Source organism: Psychrobacter sp. 1U2, from assembly GCF_051847575.1.
Genome location: NZ_JBPYDC010000002.1, coordinates 1 through 18,837 on the forward strand (window position 1 = coordinate 1; position 18,837 = coordinate 18,837).

The window sequence follows — 18,837 nt, forward strand, 5'->3', positions numbered from 1 at the left end:
ATTATGATAATTTAACCCTGTCAGGCATTGCTGCCTGACTCAAGTAAAACACTCTCCGATAAAGTCGGGGCGGTTCACTTATGTTGTATTATTAAGGTTTTATTCAAGCGCTTTATACTGATAAGTAGAGATAAAAACGATGTCTATGATGTCCAGCTTTAAAGGTATCCTCGGTGAGACCGTTATCAACGTCGCTATGTGGCTTAAGCTTGATAAAGAGGTTTATCATCGGCTAAATAATATAACCTTGCCACTTGCAAATGGTGGTAGTACTCAGATTGATCATGTGATCGTCTCGGTACACGGCATCTTTGTCATCGAAACCAAAAACTATAAAGGCTGGATATATGGTAATGAGAAGCAGCGCCAGTGGACGCAAGCCTTTGCAAATGGTCGCAAGTACAAATTCCAAAATCCACTCAGACAAAATTATCTACATATAAAGACCTTAGCGGATTTACTTGATTTAGAGTTAAGCTACTTTCATTCGATAATTGCATTCATTGGGGAATGTGAGCTAAAAACTCGTGATACTTTGCCTGAAAACGTCTTAACTAGCGGTATGGCGTCTTATGTGAAGAAAAAGCAGGAAGTTATTTTAACCGAAGATGAGGTTAAGTTGATTGTAGAGCAGATTGAGAATAACCGCTTTAGTAAATCTTGGCGAACGAATAGAGCGCACAAAGCTTATCTCAAAGACAAGCATAGCAGTAGCTCAAAAAATTCAACTTCTAAACCACTTTCTGCCTCACAGTCCAAAGATGAAGTAGAAGTTTCTCATAGACAAAAAATGTCTACTAAACCTAATAAAACAGATACGTTACAGAGCAGGGAAGTTGCAGGCTGGTCAGGTCAGACCGTAAAAGCCGATGAGCCTTTTGTAGCGCCTAATGCTATAGAAGAAGAGGTTTTTTATATCACACCGTTTGAATGGCCAGTATCTGAAGCTCACATCGAAACTCAAGCTGAAATGAATACAGTTGCAGCAGTTAAGACAGCTGAAGATCCAGTCGTTACTGATCCCGTTGTTATTTGTCCAAAATGTCAGAGTGAGATGGTTCAGCGGGTTGCCAAAAAAAGCGCGCGTCAAGGTCAGACATTTTATGGTTGTAGCCAGTTTCCTAAGTGCCGAGGGGTAGTGAATAATAATAAGAATGAGAGATAATTTAAGATATTAATCCACCGTACACACCTCAGAGCGCACGATAAAGCGTTTGCCTTCAGGTATCTCTAATGAGAAGCTGGCGCCGCGACCATCGACCACATCGATAGTTAAGTCAGTATGTTGCCATAGCTTGTACTGCGCTTTACCCATATAAAACGGACAGCCCGCTAGCTCACCGATGAGCACATCTTGAGCGCCAGTTTTGAACTCACCTCGCGGATAGCACATTGGCGAGCTACCATCGCAGCAGCCCCCTGATTGATGGAACATCAAGTCACCATGCTTGGACTTTAAGAGTTCGATTAATTCAACGCAAGACTCTGTTGCTGAGAGTTTCATAGTGTACTCCTTGTCTTTTAGTTAAGATTTTCCAAAATTTTCCTGTCATAACATAAAAGGTCGCATTGTTCTTAGTCATACTATTAATAGTATGGCATCAAAAACAATACGACCATTTTTTAGAGTTTCAATGACAAGTGATAGCAATACTGATATAACATCGCAATGCTACCTGTTAATCACTACATTGCATAGTCAATCACAATACGACCCTCGATCTTGCCATCACGCATACGATCGAAGATATCATTGATATTCTCGAGTGGTTCAGCGGCAACGGTCGCTTTCACTTTGCCTTTAGCCGCCATATCTAACGACTCTTGCAGATCGAGACGTGTACCGACAATTGAGCCGCGAATAGTAATGCCATTTAGTACCGTATCAAAGATAGAAACTGGGAAGTCGCCTGTAGGTAGACCATTACAGACCAAAGTACCACCACGTCTCAACATGCTTAGTGCTTGCTCAAACGCTGTAGAGGATACCGCTGTGACTAGCACGCCATGAGCGCCGCCGATTTCCTGTTGTAGGTACTCGCCAGGATCTGTGTTTTTGGCATTAACAGTGACTTTGGCACCGAGTTTTTCGGCGAACGCTAGCTTTTCATCATCGATATCGACCGCAGCAACGTTAAGTCCCATAGCCACAGCATACTGTACCGCCATGTGACCGAGGCCGCCGATACCTGAAACCACTACCCAATCACCAGGCTTGGTATCCGTCATTTTTAGGCCTTTATAGACAGTGACACCTGCGCACAAGACAGGGGCAATCTCTACAGAGTCCACGCTTTCAGGAATAATACCAACGTATTCGGCATCAGCTAGTACGTACTCAGCAAAGCTACCGTTGACCGAATAGCCCGAGTTTTCTTGTTTTAAGCATAAGGTTTCCCAACCGCCTAAACAATGGGTGCAATGACCACAGGCTGAGTATAGCCAAGGCACACCGACACGGTCGCCTTCTTTGACATGATGGACATTATCCCCGACAGCCGTGATAATACCAACGCCTTCGTGTCCAGGGATAAATGGTGGACTAGGTTTGACTGGCCAATCGCCTTCAATAGCGTGTAAATCGGTATGACAAACACCAGAAGCTTGCATTTTGACAACAATCTCGCCTGCACCTGGGGTTGGGATGTCCACTTCTTCTATTTGTAATTGCTGACCGAATTCGTGTAGAACGGCCGCTTTCATTTTATCAGTCATGGCATGACTCCTTGTTATGGCACTTTAGGTTTAATGCTTGTGGAGCATTAAAGTTGCGCTCTAAGATAGTTATCATAAAGCGCGTTAAATGATGAGATTAAAAGAAGCCCATCGCTTTAGGACTATAAGAGACCAGCATGTTTTTGGTTTGCTGATAGTGATCGAGCATCATCAGATGATTCTCGCGGCCAATACCGGACTGCTTATAACCACCAAAGGCTGAATGCGCAGGGTAGACGTGATAGCAGTTGGTCCAAACGCGTCCTGCTTGAATACCGCGACCGAAACGATAAGCCTTGTGTACGCTACGAGTCCATACGCCAGCGCCAAGACCGTATAACGTATCGTTAGCGATACTCATCGCTTCTTCATCGTCTTTAAAGGTCGTAACCGCGAGTACCGGACCAAAGATTTCTTCTTGGAACACGCGCATGTCGTTAGTGCCCTCAAAGATAGTCGGCTGTACATAGTAACCATCGGCGATATCGCCGTCGTGTTTGGCGCGCTCACCGCCGACCAAGACTTTCGCGCCTTCTTTTTTACCGATATCGAGATAGGATAAGATTTTTTCTAACTGATCGGAGCTGGCTTGCGCGCCTATCATAGTGTCAGTATCGAGCGGATTACCCATTTTGATGGCTTTGACGCGCTCGATGCAGCGCTTGATAAACTCATCATAGATGCTCTCATGCACCAGCGCGCGTGAGGGACAAGTACAGACTTCGCCTTGATTGAGTGCAAACATCACTAAGCCCTCAACCGCTTTATCCAAGAAGTCATCATCCTCATCCATAACGTCAGCGAAGAAGACATTAGGGCTTTTACCGCCCAGCTCCAAGGTGACTGGAATGATGTTTTCACTAGCGTACTGCATAATCAGGCGACCAGTAGTGGTCTCGCCAGTGAAGGCGACTTTATTGATACGCGGATTAGAGGCCAGCGGTTTACCGGCTTCGACGCCGAAACCATTCACCACGTTGAGAACGCCTTTTGGCAAAATGTCAGCGATGCCAATGGTTTCCAGCATAAATAAAATAGAGGCAGGCGTTTGCTCAGCGGGCTTTAGGACCACACAGTTACCAGCGGCAAGGGCAGGGGCAAGCTTCCATACTGCCATCAGAATAGGGAAGTTCCAGGGGATAATTTGGCCGACGACGCCTAGCGGTTCATGGAAGTGGTAAGCGACGGTGTCTTCGTCAATCTGACTGATGCCGCCTTCTTGCGCGCGAATGGCGCTAGCAAAATAGCGAAAATGATCAATTGCTAGAGGAATATCAGCAGCTAAAGTTTCGCGTACTGCTTTGCCATTCTCATAACATTCGGCGATAGCGATCGCTTCCAAATTTGCTTCCATTTTATCCGCTATTTTTAGCAGCAGATTAGCACGTTCAGTGACGCTGGTTTTGCCCCAAGCGTCTTTTGCTGCGTGTGCGGCATCGAGCGCTTTTTCGATGTCAGCTTCTTTTGAGCGTGCTACTTGGCAGATGGTTTTGCCATCGATGGGGCTTGGGTTGTCGAAGTATTCACCATCGGCAGGCGCGGTCCACTCGCCATTAATGAAATTATCATATTTGTCACGGAATTGAACAGGGCTATTTTTGGTATTAGGGGTATCATATAACATGAAGCTTTCCTTTTTATAGTGAGTTAATCTTCCTGATTCTAGCTATCGCTATCTTCATATCGTACTGAGCTTTTGCGGAGAGCGATAGCAACTTTTAATAATAATAGTTTTATGTTTGCATAACTTTTGGTTTGTTAAGGTTGCTTCGTTAAAATGGTTTGCAAAGCGTGCGTAGCTGTTATAATTGCTGCCAAACATTTGGCTCCTTGTCGTCTCAAAGCCGGTTATTGAGCCTTTTTCATCTTTTGTTAATTGGTCTAGGTTTATGCGTCAATCTTCTGCTCTCAATATTCTAAAAACCGGCCAAAACGTCTTTTTGACTGGCTCAGCAGGCTCAGGTAAAACCTATACGCTTAATCAATATATCCACTACTTACGTGCACGGCGAGTACCGGTTGCGGTGACGGCTAGTACTGGGATTGCGGCCACTCATATGAATGGCACCACCATTCATAGCTGGTCGGGCATCGGTATCAAAGATGAGCTGTCCGAGCGTGATTTGAGTAATTTATCCCGTAAGCAGTTTTTGGCCGATAGACTCAAAGAAACCGCGGTACTTATCATTGATGAGATTTCCATGCTGCATGCCAAGCAGTTAAATCTAGTCAATGAAGTCCTCAAACACGTCCGCAAAAACGACAATGCCTTTGGCGGTATCCAGGTGATTGTCGCTGGCGATTTTTTTCAGTTGCCGCCTATCGGCAGTAAAGGCGAGAGTAATCGAGATAAGTTCGCCTTTATGTCGCAGGCGTGGCTCGATGCAGGCTTTCATATTTGCTATCTATCTGAGCAGCATCGGCAAGTGAGCGCGGCCGCGGATGGCGGTCTAGATTTAGATGATATTCTTAATCAAATCCGCCGCCAAGATGTTAGCTTTGAAGCGATTGCGGCGCTTGAGAACACCTTTGATCAAGACGTCGATATCAAGCGCACCCGGCTTTATACCCATAACCTCAACGTCAATAAGATCAATGATAAGGAGCTGGCCGCCCTTGATGGTGAGATGAGACGATTTGATGCCTCATCTGTTGGTGAGAGTAAGCTAGTAGATACCCTAAAGAAGACCGTACGCACGCAAGATGAGCTGGTATTAAAGGTAGGCGCTAAAGTGATGTTCATCAAGAATAATAATGAGCTTGGCGTATCAAACGGCACGATGGGTGAGCTGATTGGCTTTGCAGCGGTAAAAGTGGACGACAGCAGGGCTAAAGATAAAGCCAAAAGCGACGCCAAAGCAGATATAGCCGACGATGAAGCGGTTATTATCGACGATGCAGACGAGAGCAAAACAGCAGATAAAGATAAAAAAGACAAAACAAAAGATAAGTCGTCATCCGCACAAAAAATGCCAGTGGTTAGGTTGAACTCAGGGCGAGAGGTTATCGCTGAACCGGAAGAGTGGATCATCGAAGATGAGACGGGTGATGTTCTAGCTAGCTATGAGCAAGTGCCACTGTGTCTAGCGTGGGCGATTACCATTCATAAATCGCAAGGAATGACTTTAGATGCCGCTGAGATTGATCTGTCACGCACTTTTGAGCTGGGTCAAGGCTATGTCGCTTTATCGCGCCTTAAGTCATTAGAAGGGCTTAAGCTGTTGGGTATGAATACCATGAGCTTGCAGCTCGACCCGCTCGCTCGCGGCGCAGATAAGCGCTTTTTAGAGCTCTCAAGTGAGGCGGACGCTAACTATGCTATGCTCGATGAAAAAAGCCTACAGCAGAGTCATGATAAGTTTGTCCTCAAATCTGGAGGCACCATTAGTCAGGCAGTGATTGAGGCCTATGCTAAGCTACAAAAAAGACGCCGCGAGCAAGATAAAGCGCAGCAGAATAAAAAGCAAAAACTTAGCAACCAAGTTGCGGATAAGTCCGAAGCGACCTTGCTAGCGACAAAAGCGCTATTAGAAGAGAGCCTATCTATCATTGAGATTGCGCAAACGCGAGAGCTAGCACAATCGACGATTATGCGTCATATTAGCGAGCTAAAAGCGCAAGATCCGAGTCTAGCTTGTGATCATCTGCGACCTGATGATGAGATTATGACTGCCGTGGGTAATGCTTATGTCGCGATAAAAGTCGCTAATAACCCCAACGACTTCAATGATGATGGTAGTATCAAGCTAAAGCCTATCTATGAGCAGCTCAAGCAAACGATAGACTATAATACGATACGGTTAGCGCTGATATTTATCACGCCTTAGTCTATTTTGAATGCTACTTTAGCATCCTCTTAAATTCAGTTGTCACTTAGGTTCAGCCATTACTTAGACTGAGTCGTCAGCCTAACTCCCTAAAGCTACTCTATCTTCTATATTTATAGCGATATTATTTATGTCTGATGTAAAGCCTACGAGTCAAAACAAAACTTCCCAGACCAAGGCGAGCTCAATAGAAAGTACGAGCGTGCGTAAACGGCCGCTCAGAGTCGCTATCAATGGTTTTGGGCGTATAGGGCGCAACGTGCTGCGCGCGCTGATAGAGCGCTTTGAGGTGCTTGGTAATGCTATCCATTTGGTAGCTATCAATGATTTAGCGCCGGCTGATACGCTGCTGCACTTACTTAGGTTCGATAGCACTCATGGACGGCTGAGTCATCTTGGCGTTAGTGCTGAGGTTGTTACTGATACTGTTGCTGACACGGGCACTCAGCTTTGTATCACGAAACAGGCTCGTACCTACTGTATTCGTATGCTTTCAGAGGCTAATCCTGAGCAGTTGTTATGGCAGACTTTGGGTATCGATGTGGTGCTAGAATGCACCGGCCACTTTCGCTCTTATGAACAAGCTTACCGGCACATTGAGGCTGGAGCGAAGCAAGTCATTATTGGCGCCGCTCCTTTTGATGACGTCGAGGCGTGCATTGTGATGGGCGTTAATGCTGAGCAGCTGACTAATGATCTCCCTATTGTTTCAAGCGTTTCTTGTACCACTCAGGCGCTAGTGCCTTTGATTGCCACTCTAGATAAAGCCTTTGGCGTGCGCTCGGCGATGATGACGGAGATACATGCGGTCACCGCGGATCAGACCGTGCTGGATCAAGCGCATCGCGATCTTAGACGCGCGCGCGCTTCTGGGCACAACATTATCCCAACCACTTCTAGCAGTATCGCGGCCACTGAGCGCGTATTGCCTGCTATGGTTGGTAAGATTAATGGTCATTCTATTCGGGTGCCGACCATTGATGTCGCTGCTATTGACGTCACCTTTGTCTTTGAAAGTGCAGCGGTTAGCATTGAAGCAATAAGAGAAACCCTCCAAACAGCTAGTGAAGGGTCGTTAATGGGAGTTATGGCCTATACCGATGAGCCCTTAGTCTCTAGCGATTTTATTCATCAGCCTGAGTCGCTGATTATCGATGGTCAGCAATTGATGCAAGTCGGCGACCAATACAAAGTATTTGCTTGGTACGATAATGAGTGGGGTTATGCCAATAGACTGCTAGATATGTGCCTGCATTTGGCTCACACAAACGTCTGCGCGCGTAAGAAACGCTTATGGCGAAAATAATATCGTTTTTTTCGATTCAGCTATTGCATTTTTATTTGATATCGCTATAATATTGCACCTATGGAGACGTGGCAGAGCGGTTGAATGCACCGGTCTTGAAAACCGACAAGGGTTCATAGCCCTTCGAGAGTTCGAATCTCTCCGTCTCCGCCAAATTCGAAAAAGCCCTTATCTTAATAGATAAGGGCTTTTTTTATGAGTGATTTTTATGAATACATGTTTTTATAAGCGTATTTAACCTTTCGGCAATATCAACATCATTGCATTTGGCAGCGATTACTTTTCTAGCGCTTTATCGAATTTAATTTTTTGACCATTAGTAAGAGTCAATGTCCCCTCATCAATTTCTATCGTGACATTTTGTGCATTTCTAATAGCGCGCATAACATTGATATCTTCTATGCTACTTTCGATAATGATTTTCCCCGATTGTTCAGGGTCAATAGGTGTTGTAAACTGAGTTAAAGGTACGTTGAAACCTTTGCCTTCCTTTATCTGGGTATCTCTCATCATTAGCGTTCCTTTAAAACTTTCAATAGGAACGTCGCCGTGATTAGAGAGCATAAACTGTAGTTTGACCTGATTGAGGCTATCATCATCGCTCGTTTTGACCGGTAGTAGTGCCACAGGATAAGTTTGTGCATTGACACCGGTGCGCTGAGTGTTAGCCACGACAGGGCTTTTTTCTCCAGTAGGGTTGTTAGGATGCAGACGCTCGTATTCGCGCTGCTGTATCAAAGCTTTTTCGATGGTAGTGCGCGGCATAGCGCCTGACTCATAAGCATCACTGAGTTTCATACGCAGCATATAGCGGCTCAGCAACTGTCTATCACTCTCAGATAATTTCTCAAAAGTTTTACCTAGTTTTTTTTGCCACTGATCGGAGTCGGTAGGAATGGTCTGTTTAGTTGGGTCATTTTGCGGCATAGAGCAGCCATTGATAACGGGTATGCTTAGTGAGACCGTTAATAGTACAACTGCTAACTTCCTTATTCCTCTCTTTTTCATCACCTCTCTCCTTATAGCGTTTGGGCGGATAGTTATTATTATCAGATTAGTGAAAGTCTGCTTAGCTTTAATATACCTTGTTTATGTCCGCTGTGGGTTTAATTATTTTGCTTATCAAAAGCATTTCGCGATAAAGAATCTCAGAAATCAGAAAAAAAAGTAGCGTTTAAAGGTTGTCATTCTAAAAATATATTAACAAAAATGTTATACAAAAAAAGCTAAGCGCGATTAAGCAAACTTAGCTTTTTGAAGATCTGAGCAGGCGTTAGTCATATCGGCTAACGATAAGAGTAGCCGTCATCATTTATCTTTATCTTGTAGCTCAGATAAGGGGTGAGTGATGTTGTTATTATGAGTCACGACAATAGCCTCATCGATAATACGCTGACTCACGCCGCGCTTACGTAAGGTCTCAATGAACACCTCATCATGCGCCAAAGTATAATCCTGATGGTCGCGATCTAGTCCTTGCCGTATATATAGGCGAATGAGCCCTTGAATACGTTTAAAGCCGAGCTCTGAAGAGGTAGACTGTAATAGCTCAATCATTTCCTCAGAGAGGCGAATGCTAATCGGACGCATGACTTTTTGTGGGTGATCAGAGAATTTATTTTTTATGCGTACAGGTATCATAATAAACCATTACTTTTAGTGAGTAGGGATAAAAATATTAAGAAAAACGTTAGCTAAATTTATAGTGTGCAGCCCTAATAATAGCAGTGAGTCTATAGTAGTCATGAGCACTAGCAACAAAACTTTCTAAAACACGTTATCTGTATAAACAAGCTATTTGTCTTACCATACAATAAAATGGCTCAAAAAAATAGCTAAGCCATAAAAATAGCGCACATAAAAAAGCCCCCATCACATCATGATGAAGGCCTCTTTATAGAATATGGCTCCTCAACCTGGGCTCGAACCAGGGACACACGGATTAACAGTCCGACGCTCTACCAACTGAGCTATTGAGGAATAAAAGGGTATAACTATAAACTTAAATTAGCAGTATCTGCTAGGTAGTTCGCGTTATGTGTGGCATATTTTAGCCAAGTCGCTTAGGACTGTCAACCTTTAAGCGCAATATTTTTAAATTCTTTAAACCTTATGTGAAGGCTCTAAAAAATGCTATGAAGGCTCTAAAAGTATAGCGCTTTAATCATAAAAAAACCCTCACCAAAAAGATGAGGGTCTTGGCAAATGCCATAATTGAATCAAAGTGATTCAACAAAAAACCAGCCAGTTATTGAAAAGTTCGCGAATAACTAACTATTGACTGAATAAAAGTCAAAAATTTGGCTCCTCAACCTGGGCTCGAACCAGGGACACACGGATTAACAGTCCGACGCTCTACCAACTGAGCTATTGAGGAATAAGCTATGAGTGTTTATGCTCATAACGAGCTTAACAACCACTTATTTAGACAATGAGTTGCTGCTAAGTGGAGCGTATTCTAGCAAAGATAAAAAATAGGTCAAGCCTTTTTTATTTTTTAATGCAAATTTTAGCTAAATCAGCAGAATTAGGGCTCATTATTCCTACAAAGGCTAGGATGCGCCTTAGTATTTTACACGGTTGACTAGCACGCGGTAGCAACAAAAAAGACGTCTTTGATAGACGTCTTTTTGCTAAATCATCAAATTTGCTAAATACTGCTTGCTTTTAGGTTCGCTAATTATTCTGCGACATCTAAGTCCGCTACCGCTTTTTCGATACGCGTTAGGGCATCTTTTAAAGTCGCTTCATCAGTGGCATAAGAGATACGCATAAAGCCGCCTAGACCGAAAGCATCGCCAGGCACGACCGCTACGCCGACTTTTTCTAGTAACCACTCTGAAAACTCTGTACAAGTTGACAGACCAGCTGCTTTGATAAGTGGCTTGATATTAGGATAGACATAGAATGCACCGTCTGGGCGTAGGCAAGTAATGCCTTTAATAGCGTTTAGGCCATCGACGACTAAGTCGCAGCGCTTCTCAAAAGCATCGACCATTGGCGCTAGGACGCTTTGATCGCCACTAATGGCGGCAGTCGCTGCTACTTGGCTGATAGAGGTTGGGCAAGAGGTGGACTGCGATTGAACTTTTTTCATCGCGCCAATCAGCTTGGCAGGACCGCCTGCATAACCGATGCGCCAGCCGGTCATGGCATAAGCTTTTGAAACGCCATTTAGAATGATAGCGCGCTCTTTTAATTCAGGAGCGGCGTTTAAGATATTGTAGAACTTATCTCCCGTCCAGCGGATGTGCTCATACATATCGTCTGAAGCCACATAAACCTGCGGATGCTTCTTCAGTACTTCAGCCAACGCTTTTAGCTCATCTAAAGTATAGATCATGCCAGTAGGGTTAGAAGGACTGTTTAGCACTAGCATTTTAGTTTTGTCAGTGATGGCGGCTTCTAGTTGCTCGGCGGTAATTTTGAAGTCTTGCTCAGCAGGGCACTCAACGATAACCGGCTTACCTTCAGCGATAAGCACCATGTCAGGATAGCTGACCCAGTACGGTGCTGGAATGATGACTTCGTCGCCAGGATTGATAAAGGCTTGCGCTAAATTGAAGAAGGACTGCTTACCGCCTACCGATACTAGGATTTCATTTGGCTCATAACTGATGTCATTATCACGCTTGAACTTCTCGATGATCGCCTTTTTTAGCTCTGGGGTACCGTCAACAGCAGTATACTTAGTGAAGCCATCGTTAATTGCTTCAATCGCCGCTTGCTTGACGTGTTCTGGGGTATCAAAATCTGGCTCGCCTGCGCCCAAACCGATAATGTCTTTACCAGCCGCTTTTAGCTCTTTGGCTTTGTTGGTAATAGCAAGAGTTGGTGAAGGTTTGATGCCATTAACGCGGTCAGATAGTTGCAGCTCGCTCATAAAAAATCCTTATTAAATCTGAATAGAAGTAGAAATGCCGTTATTAAATCGTCGTTATTAGTCGTTGTTAAAAGTATCATTATAAAAATAGAGTTATCGCTGTGCCAATACGCTCTAATAAGCACGTTTAGCGACTTTATTGTAGCATGTCAATAGTAAGCTGTCTTACCACACTAGTAACAGAAAAATTACGACTTTTGATAGTGTCTGACTCTAAGTAATGATAACTAGAGCGTGGATTTATTCACTCTTATCGTCAGAAATAAAAAACGTCTTTTGATAAGTTCTAGTTACAAAGCTATCTATAACTAAATTTTTTTAGCGTTTGCGAAGTTACAACAATAACGACACCTTTTATTTGTATTATTTAGCTATTATAAACTCAAGTATTACCAAAATAACTATGAGTTAATAATCCATTTACAATCATATTAGCTAAGGATAATAACCATGACTACTTCGACCAAAAAACGTCATATTGTCATCACTGGTGCCACTTCTGGCATTGGCATGCAATTAGCAAAAGATTATTTAGCAAATGATGAACAGGTCTACGCAGTGGGCCGTGATGATGACGCCTTAGCGGAGCTAAAAGAATTAGGTGCGACGCCCATAGATTTGGACTTGATGGATAGAGAAGCTGTCATAGCAGCTTTTGAGAAGATTGATCAAGTCGATCTGGCGATTTGCTGCGCAGGAGCCTGCGAGTATTTAGATATGCCGAACTTTGACAGCGAAACTTTTATGAAGGTCATGTCAGTCAATATGGGTACGTTATCGCACGCTATCGAAGGCGTGTTACCAAAACTGATCGCTTCAAAAGGTCGACTAGTCGGGCTAGGCTCAGCCTCGGCTTATGTGCCTTTTGCTCGTGCTGAAGCTTATGGCAGCTCAAAGGCGGCGATTCATTACTTAATGAAAACTTTACAAATCAGCCTAGCGCCGCATGAGGTAGCCGTGAGTTTAGTAGTACCAGGTTTTGTCGATACACCGATGACTAAGCAAAACGATTTCCCTATGCCGTTTTTGCAGACTACTGAGCAAGCCAGTCAAGCCATTCGTGATGGAATTGCAGCAGAGCATGAAGTCATTGAGTTTCCTAAAAAACTAACCCTGCCGCTAAAAACTTTAGGCACATTACCGGATATAGCATGGCAGCAAGTAAGTAAGCAGCTCAATAAAAAGTAGTCAGTTAGCTCTTTATATAAAGAGAATAAGCTATGTAAATATAATTAAACTTTTCAGGATACTATGCATGCCGTTTTTTCGCCGTAGGTCTGTAACAGCAAAAACTGCTGCTACTCGTGCAAAAAAAGAAAATACCAGCACTCAAAAGCAAACTAAAAAGCGTATCGCTATTATTGGTTCAGGCGTTGCAGGACTAACTTGCGCGCATTATTTGGTAGAAGAGCACGACGTTACCGTCTTTGAAGCTAATGACTATATCGGTGGACACGTGAATACCATCGATGTGACGCTACAAGAGGGCAGAAAGTCAAAGTCTAGGTTTAGTAAAAAAAGCCAGATAGAAAAAAGTGCGATTGATACCGGTTTTATTGTCTTTAATGAGCGCACTTATCCGAATTTTTTCCGCTTATTGCATGACTTGCAGGTGCCGTTTCAATCGACAGATATGAGCTTTTCGGTTAAAAACGTCGCACGCAACTTTGAATATAACGGCCATACCCTTAATACCTTGTTATCGCAGCGCAAAAATATCATTAATCCGAAGTTTTGGCGCTTTGTACAAGATATATTGCAGTTCAATAAGCAGATGAAGCAGCTACGTCAGGATTTCGAAGCGGCTCGCAGTCAAGGTCAAGAGGTCACTAGTTATACTCAGCAAACCTTGAGCGATTATTTAGCCAGTAAACGCTACGGTAAATTGTTTACCGATAACTATCTACTGCCTATGGTATCGGCCATTTGGTCAACGAGTTTGGAGGATGTGCAGGACTTTCCTTTAGTGTTCTTTGCGCAGTTCTTTGATAATCACGGCTTGCTCAATGTAGTCAATCGCCCGCAGTGGTTCACCATCAAAGGTGGCTCAAAACAGTACGTCAACAAGCTGATGACGCGTTTCGTAAAAAAAGGCGGGCAAGTCCGAGTCAATTCGCCCGTGCAGTCTGTCACTCGTAATCAGAAGGATGGTAAAGTTCATTTAGTTGTCAATAGTATTGATGATGATCAAAGTAACGTTAGTGCAAGTTTAGATTTTGATGAAGTGGTTTTTGCTTGTCACGCGGATACCGCCTTGAAGATTTTGCAGGATGCGAGTGATGATGAGTCAGCAGTGTTAAGTCATTTTCGCTTTACTCCGAATACTGCAGTGCTGCATACCGATACTAGTGTCTTACCGAACAAGCCTTTGGCTTGGGCGAGTTGGAATTATTTGCTCAATGCCGATGACAAGACAGATAACACAGCCAAGCAAACTTCAGCGAAACCGGTACTCACTTATCACATGAATATTTTACAAAGGCTGACTAAGCAGCATAATTATTTAGTGACTCTTAATCATGAGATTGACCCTGCACAAATTATCAAGTCGATTGATTATAGCCATCCGGTGTTTGATAAGCCGATGATAGAGGCGCAAAAACAGTGGTCGACTATCTCTAACAGTGGCCTTCATACGCATTTTTGCGGTGCTTATTGGTTCAATGGCTTTCATGAAGATGGCGTTCGTAGTGGTTTGCGCGTTTGTCAGTCTTTGGGTAGCCATGTTGATATTAAAGACGAGGTTGACGTCAGTCATTTGCCGGATAGTGAGGCGGCGTATACACCTTTTGTTTATAAAGACATACCGATCAAAGCCGATCAAGCTGCTCGTAAGCTAAAAAATCGCCAACTGCTGGGCGCAGATACTAATCAAGAGTTAGTAGAGTATCTTTCGTCGCTAACCGCAAAGACACCTGGATCAACGACCGTCAAACAAAAAAAGCGCGGTCTGTTGGCTAGAGTTCTTAGCAGCAATGACAATGAATAAAAGAGAGCTTAATGTCTAAAAACGACCGTTCGTCTAATAGTAGATTTCACCATCAGCTGTTTCATGGTACAACATGGCACAGTCGCCTATTACCGAGCGTGCATAAATTTACTTATCCGTACCGTTATTGGGGCGTTAATATTAGCGCCTTAGCAGTAGATAACAGTTTACCTGAAGTCGTTAGCTCACGGTTTCAAAGTAACCATCTTAAGAGCGCAAAATTTCTAAATAGATTACCTTTTAGTCAAGCAATCACAAAAGGGATACCGATATTTTCAGCGAAACATAAAGCACTACAGCAGTTTCATGCTGATGATTATCTGCAAGGGTTAGAGTCAACAACGTCAAATAAAGATACCTCTAATGGTGCAACTGATGATAAAAGTACTGATAAAAGCGTAGATCAATTATTGCAACGTCTGACTTATGCTTTCACTGACAAAGCAGGCAGTAGTCCTACAGGCGATATTATTGGGCTAGTAGTTTGCCGTAATGTTGGCGTTTATTTTAGCCCCGTGAATTTTTATATTGGCTTTAATGCCGAGCAAACGCCGACCCATTTGTTAGCTGAAGTGTCCAACACACCATGGGATAAGCGTCATTATTACGGTTTCTTACTGGACGGCACGGAGACTGAGTTTTGCCATGATAAGGATTTTCATGTCTCACCCTTTAATCCTATCGATCAGCTCTATCGATGGCAGGTCAGTATAAAACCACAAGGTCCTAAAATCAGTAAAGCTGCTAATAGTAACGCTAACCAAAACGATGTTTTTGATATTCGCATAGCGATTAATATCAGTGATAAACGCGGTAAGGTGCTCAAAACCGGCATAAAGATGAAGGGTGAGCCGATGACCCAAAAGAGCATTCGTAAAAGCTTAACACAAAATCCGCTGATGAATTTTACTTCGCTTAGTCGTATTTATTGGCACGCTTTTAAGCTCTACGCGATAAAGAAAGTCCCGTATATCAACTACGATGAGAAGCTAGCAGAAAGTGAGCAAGCAACTAACAAATAAGCAATTATGAAATAAAAAATCGCTTCACTCTAAAAATGACACAGCGCTGCTGGGATGAATTTTATGCAGCATCGAACGATAGCAGCATGCAAGTAAAATTTATATCAGTAGCGCTTTTAAATTTATAACAATTTTACTTTGAACTGACTGTAGATGAGTTTTAAATATAGCAGTACAGCGTGAAAGCAGTAACCAGCGTTTATGAATAGCGACTCTCTCAAATGGACAAAAGGATACCACAGCGATGTCAGCTCGACCAACCGACCGTCAGCCAAGCAGTAGATTAGAGAAAATCAATGCCCGTTTGAGTCAGACTTTAAACGATAGTGCGCTGTTGAAACCTATCAATAATGGGGTAAGCGCTTTAGCGAGGAAAGCGATATTTCAAGCACTAAAACGAGTACAGTTTGGCGGTATTACTGTCATCGAAGACTATACCCAGCAGGCGCAAACTCATAGCTTTGGTAGTCAGGATCTCAACGTAAAAAGTAGCTCAGCTATCGGCCGCCACTCTCTAAACGTGACGCTGACCATCCATGATATCAGCGTCTATCGTCAGTTATTATTCGGCGGCTCTATTGCGCTGGCCGATAGCTACATCAATGGCGAGTGGGATACTGATGACTTAACTGGTTTAATACGCTTGGCGGCACGTAATCTAGCAGTGCTGAATAAATTAGAAAACCGTTTTGCCGGTGTCAGTAAAGCTTTTGAGAAGGCTAATCATCAGCTGCGTAGCAACGATCACTCAGGATCTAAATCCAATATCTTGGCCCATTATGATTTGGGCAATGATATGTATCAGCGCTTCTTAGATGAGACCATGATGTACTCCTCCGCGGTCTATAAGAATCCTGAAGCCACCCTTAGCGATGCTCAGCAGCATAAGCTTGAGCTTATCTGTCAGCGTTTGCAGTTGACTTGCGATGATCAAGTGATAGAGGTTGGTACAGGGTGGGGCGGTTTTGCGATTTATGCCGCCACTCATTACGGCTGTCACGTTACCACGACGACGATATCCGACGCGCAGTTTGATGAAGCGCAGGCTCGGGTACAAGCAGCAGGGCTAGAAAATAAGATAACTTTACTCAAGCAGGACTATCGCGAGCTGACCGGTCAATTTGATAAGCTTGTCAGTATTGAGATGATCGAAGCCGTCGGTTATGAATACCTACCAACCTTTTTTGCTAAGTGTAATGAGCTGCTTAAACCTACGGGTTTAATGGTGCTACAAGCGATCACTTTTAATGACCAAAACTATCAAGAGTATGTCGGTTCAGTTGATTTTATCCAAACCCATATCTTCCCAGGCGGTTGTCTGCTTTCCAATCAAGAGCTGAACAATCAGTTCACTCAGCAGACCGATATGGTTATCAAACAATTACATGATTACGGTTTTGACTACGCGCATACGTTGCGGGATTGGCGTTTAGCCTTTATGTCGCAGCGCGGGGAAATCAAGGCGCTCGGTTATGACGAAGCTTTTATCCGTCTTTGGAACTTTTATTTCTGTTACTGCGAAGGTGGTTTTTTGGAGCGCACCATTGGTGTAGTACAGCTGACGGCAGTTAAGCCTGACAATATAGATATTCTACATTTCTCGGATTCGCCTACGTCGCATCATCTTGACTCTAATAGTACTGATTCTAATCGTGATGAAAAAGGTGATAAGTTTATTGCAGATATTAAGAAGCAAACGGCTTCTTCGAGTACGGATACCGCCCCAGTTTAACAAATGAGCTATAGAGTAGCAGCCAAACTCTCTGCATCATGAGAATAAAGCGCTACTAAATTATAGTGCTACTAAAACCATTTAAATAAAAGGATATTGTTATGGGTTATACGTTTGTTTATCTTGTTGCCGTTGCTATGTTTTTAGGCGTTGACTTCGTCTGGCTGTCAACGATGAAAGGGCTATTCTATGAGGAGCGTATAGGTCATCTTTTAGCGGATGAACCTAATATGATGGCGGCTGCTGTGTTCTATATGTTCTATATCTTGGCGCTATGTATTATTGTTCTTTATCCGCAGATAAAAGCACAAGCTTCTATTGGGCATATTTTCCTATTGGGTGGATTACTCGGTTTAATGGCTTATGGTACTTATGACTTTACCAATTTAGCATTGTTTAAAGGCTATACGCTTGATACCGCTTTGGTAGATTTTACTTGGGGTGGTTTTTTAACTGGTACGGTGAGTGCTGGCACGGCTTGGTTGGCATACCGTTTTCGCTGGCTGGATAGGACTGCTTCAGCTTAAGTGTGCAAGCTTAGATAACAGCGGTTTAACTTAGGTTAAGCCGTTTTTTTTGCTGTTATCGATTTGCACTAGATATCCGCCTGCTGTATAAATGATAGATAAACTTTGCAACGACAAACTTTACAATGACCAAGGACAACTATGGCTCAATACAATACTAGCTCCACTGCAAAAAGAGCGCCGCTCAATCACGAACTTTATATGTCGATATTGATGACCCCAGATATGGCAAACTTTATCGGTAATGTCCATGGTGGCGACTTACTAAAAATGCTCGATCAAGTGGCATATTCTTGCGCCAGTCGTTATAGCGGTAGCTATGTCGTCACGCTATCGGTCGATCAAGTGATGTTCCGTGAGCCTATCTATGTCGGCGAGCTCGTCACTTTTGCTGCTAGTGTCAACTACGTCGGCACCACCTCGATGGAGGTTGGTATCAGAGTCGAGTCAGAAGATGTGCGCGCGCGAACGATTCGCCATACTAACAGCTGCTACTTCACGATGGTCGCTATCGATGATAATGGTAAACCTACGCCTGTGCCGCCGCTAGAGATAAAAAACGAAAGCCAACAGTGCCGAGCCGATGCGGCATTAGAGCGTAAAGAAATGCGTATGCAAAGCTCACATCGTCCTAGCTGTGATATCAGTAAAGAAGTCGGAGAGTTGACGCGCACGGCTGAAAACACACAGACCAACCCAGAGTCTAAATAGCGTGGTCAGAAGTCACTGCCGATTAACGGATGAGCTACTGTAAAAGAATAAAGGTTGATTTATTCTAGGTTAGATAGTATAGATACTACCTATCTTTAACCGTTTAAGCCATGTTATAGAGCCCA

15 protein-coding genes and 3 tRNA genes are annotated in these 18,837 nt (G+C 43.5%); 10 read left to right on the plus strand and 8 right to left on the minus strand.

The annotated features are described in order from the left end of the window. The first annotated feature begins 139 nt into the window (after positions 1-139). Positions 140-1,165 carry an NERD domain-containing protein gene (locus ACS8FD_RS01205; RefSeq protein WP_439274052.1) on the plus strand — a complete coding sequence of 342 codons (1,026 nt, stop codon included), beginning with the start codon at positions 140-142 and terminating at the stop codon, positions 1,163-1,165. A gap of 9 nt (positions 1,166-1,174) precedes the next feature. Here ACS8FD_RS01205 and ACS8FD_RS01210 read toward each other — a convergent pair whose 3' ends face one another. The 3 genes from ACS8FD_RS01210 to exaC all read right to left on the minus strand — a co-directional run bounded on the left by ACS8FD_RS01210 (position 1,175) and on the right by exaC (position 4,339). After that, on the minus strand, positions 1,175-1,504 hold the full coding sequence (locus tag ACS8FD_RS01210) for a DUF779 domain-containing protein (RefSeq protein ID WP_439274053.1): 330 nt from the start codon (positions 1,502-1,504) through the stop codon (positions 1,175-1,177). Between the two features lie 182 nt (positions 1,505-1,686). After that, positions 1,687-2,715 carry an alcohol dehydrogenase AdhP gene (gene adhP / locus ACS8FD_RS01215; RefSeq protein WP_439274054.1) on the minus strand — a complete coding sequence of 343 codons (1,029 nt, stop codon included), beginning with the start codon at positions 2,713-2,715 and terminating at the stop codon, positions 1,687-1,689. Positions 2,716-2,812: 97 nt separating this feature from the next. Continuing rightward, positions 2,813-4,339 (minus strand): acetaldehyde dehydrogenase ExaC, encoded by a 1,527-nt coding sequence (gene exaC / locus ACS8FD_RS01220; RefSeq protein WP_439274055.1) that lies wholly within the window; start codon positions 4,337-4,339, stop codon positions 2,813-2,815. A 265-nt stretch (positions 4,340-4,604) separates the two neighbouring features. Here exaC and ACS8FD_RS01225 point away from each other — a divergent pair, with 265 nt between their 5' ends. The 3 genes from ACS8FD_RS01225 to ACS8FD_RS01235 all read left to right on the plus strand — a co-directional run bounded on the left by ACS8FD_RS01225 (position 4,605) and on the right by ACS8FD_RS01235 (position 8,001). Beyond that, complete coding sequence (locus tag ACS8FD_RS01225) at positions 4,605-6,542, plus strand: AAA family ATPase (protein ID WP_439274056.1); 1,938 nt, start codon at positions 4,605-4,607, stop codon at positions 6,540-6,542. A 130-nt stretch (positions 6,543-6,672) separates the two neighbouring features. Further along, positions 6,673-7,848, plus strand: coding sequence for a type I glyceraldehyde-3-phosphate dehydrogenase (locus ACS8FD_RS01230; RefSeq protein WP_439274057.1), 1,176 nt, complete (start codon positions 6,673-6,675; stop codon positions 7,846-7,848). 62 nt (positions 7,849-7,910) lie between these two features. Then, positions 7,911-8,001, plus strand: a tRNA-Ser gene (locus tag ACS8FD_RS01235). Positions 8,002-8,124: 123 nt separating this feature from the next. On the opposite strand, the gene ACS8FD_RS01240 is transcribed toward ACS8FD_RS01235, so the two are convergent. From ACS8FD_RS01240 to ACS8FD_RS01260, 5 genes are all read right to left on the minus strand, one after another. After that, positions 8,125-8,856, minus strand: coding sequence for a hypothetical protein (locus ACS8FD_RS01240; RefSeq protein ID WP_439274058.1), 732 nt, complete (start codon positions 8,854-8,856; stop codon positions 8,125-8,127). A 300-nt stretch (positions 8,857-9,156) separates the two neighbouring features. Beyond that, positions 9,157-9,489 carry a CopG family transcriptional regulator gene (locus ACS8FD_RS01245; protein ID WP_439242644.1) on the minus strand — a complete coding sequence of 111 codons (333 nt, stop codon included), beginning with the start codon at positions 9,487-9,489 and terminating at the stop codon, positions 9,157-9,159. A gap of 263 nt (positions 9,490-9,752) precedes the next feature. Then, positions 9,753-9,828 (minus strand) — tRNA-Asn (locus tag ACS8FD_RS01250). Positions 9,829-10,149: 321 nt separating this feature from the next. Then, positions 10,150-10,225, minus strand: a tRNA-Asn gene (locus tag ACS8FD_RS01255). A gap of 303 nt (positions 10,226-10,528) precedes the next feature. After that, a complete protein-coding gene (locus ACS8FD_RS01260; RefSeq protein ID WP_439274059.1) occupies positions 10,529-11,731 on the minus strand; it encodes a pyridoxal phosphate-dependent aminotransferase in 1,203 nt (400 codons plus the stop codon). Positions 11,732-12,181: 450 nt separating this feature from the next. Here ACS8FD_RS01260 and ACS8FD_RS01265 point away from each other — a divergent pair, with 450 nt between their 5' ends. The 6 genes from ACS8FD_RS01265 (at position 12,182) to ACS8FD_RS01290 (ending at position 18,712) form a co-directional block, all read left to right on the plus strand. Beyond that, positions 12,182-12,919 (plus strand): SDR family NAD(P)-dependent oxidoreductase, encoded by a 738-nt coding sequence (locus tag ACS8FD_RS01265; RefSeq protein ID WP_439274060.1) that lies wholly within the window; start codon positions 12,182-12,184, stop codon positions 12,917-12,919. A 67-nt stretch (positions 12,920-12,986) separates the two neighbouring features. Then, positions 12,987-14,720 carry an NAD(P)/FAD-dependent oxidoreductase gene (locus ACS8FD_RS01270; protein ID WP_439274061.1) on the plus strand — a complete coding sequence of 578 codons (1,734 nt, stop codon included), beginning with the start codon at positions 12,987-12,989 and terminating at the stop codon, positions 14,718-14,720. 11 nt (positions 14,721-14,731) lie between these two features. Beyond that, the gene (locus ACS8FD_RS01275; protein WP_439274062.1) at positions 14,732-15,742 is read left to right on the plus strand and encodes a DUF1365 domain-containing protein; all 1,011 of its coding nucleotides are present in this window, start codon (positions 14,732-14,734) and stop codon (positions 15,740-15,742) included. Positions 15,743-15,986: 244 nt separating this feature from the next. Continuing rightward, on the plus strand, positions 15,987-17,474 hold the full coding sequence (locus ACS8FD_RS01280) for a class I SAM-dependent methyltransferase (RefSeq protein ID WP_439274063.1): 1,488 nt from the start codon (positions 15,987-15,989) through the stop codon (positions 17,472-17,474). Positions 17,475-17,575: 101 nt separating this feature from the next. Continuing rightward, a complete protein-coding gene (locus ACS8FD_RS01285; RefSeq protein WP_439274064.1) occupies positions 17,576-18,001 on the plus strand; it encodes a DUF2177 family protein in 426 nt (141 codons plus the stop codon). A 141-nt stretch (positions 18,002-18,142) separates the two neighbouring features. Continuing rightward, complete coding sequence (locus ACS8FD_RS01290) at positions 18,143-18,712, plus strand: acyl-CoA thioesterase (protein WP_439274065.1); 570 nt, start codon at positions 18,143-18,145, stop codon at positions 18,710-18,712. Positions 18,713-18,837 lie beyond the last annotated feature (125 nt).

Bases quoted from the DNA above. Each gene is read 5' to 3' on its own strand.
- ACS8FD_RS01205 (WP_439274052.1), top strand. From the start codon at position 140: ATGTCTATGATGTCCAGCTTTAAAGGTATCCTCGGTGAGACCGTTATC.
- ACS8FD_RS01210 (WP_439274053.1), bottom strand. From the start codon at position 1,504: ATGAAACTCTCAGCAACAGAGTCTTGCGTTGAATTAATCGAACTCTTA.
- adhP (WP_439274054.1), bottom strand. From the start codon at position 2,715: ATGACTGATAAAATGAAAGCGGCCGTTCTACACGAATTCGGTCAGCAA.
- exaC (WP_439274055.1), bottom strand. From the start codon at position 4,339: ATGTTATATGATACCCCTAATACCAAAAATAGCCCTGTTCAATTCCGT.
- ACS8FD_RS01225 (WP_439274056.1), top strand. From the start codon at position 4,605: ATGCGTCAATCTTCTGCTCTCAATATTCTAAAAACCGGCCAAAACGTC.
- ACS8FD_RS01230 (WP_439274057.1), top strand. From the start codon at position 6,673: ATGTCTGATGTAAAGCCTACGAGTCAAAACAAAACTTCCCAGACCAAG.
- ACS8FD_RS01240 (WP_439274058.1), bottom strand. From the start codon at position 8,856: ATGAAAAAGAGAGGAATAAGGAAGTTAGCAGTTGTACTATTAACGGTC.
- ACS8FD_RS01245 (WP_439242644.1), bottom strand. From the start codon at position 9,489: ATGATACCTGTACGCATAAAAAATAAATTCTCTGATCACCCACAAAAA.
- ACS8FD_RS01260 (WP_439274059.1), bottom strand. From the start codon at position 11,731: ATGAGCGAGCTGCAACTATCTGACCGCGTTAATGGCATCAAACCTTCA.
- ACS8FD_RS01265 (WP_439274060.1), top strand. From the start codon at position 12,182: ATGACTACTTCGACCAAAAAACGTCATATTGTCATCACTGGTGCCACT.
- ACS8FD_RS01270 (WP_439274061.1), top strand. From the start codon at position 12,987: ATGCCGTTTTTTCGCCGTAGGTCTGTAACAGCAAAAACTGCTGCTACT.
- ACS8FD_RS01275 (WP_439274062.1), top strand. From the start codon at position 14,732: ATGTCTAAAAACGACCGTTCGTCTAATAGTAGATTTCACCATCAGCTG.
- ACS8FD_RS01280 (WP_439274063.1), top strand. From the start codon at position 15,987: ATGTCAGCTCGACCAACCGACCGTCAGCCAAGCAGTAGATTAGAGAAA.
- ACS8FD_RS01285 (WP_439274064.1), top strand. From the start codon at position 17,576: ATGGGTTATACGTTTGTTTATCTTGTTGCCGTTGCTATGTTTTTAGGC.
- ACS8FD_RS01290 (WP_439274065.1), top strand. From the start codon at position 18,143: ATGGCTCAATACAATACTAGCTCCACTGCAAAAAGAGCGCCGCTCAAT.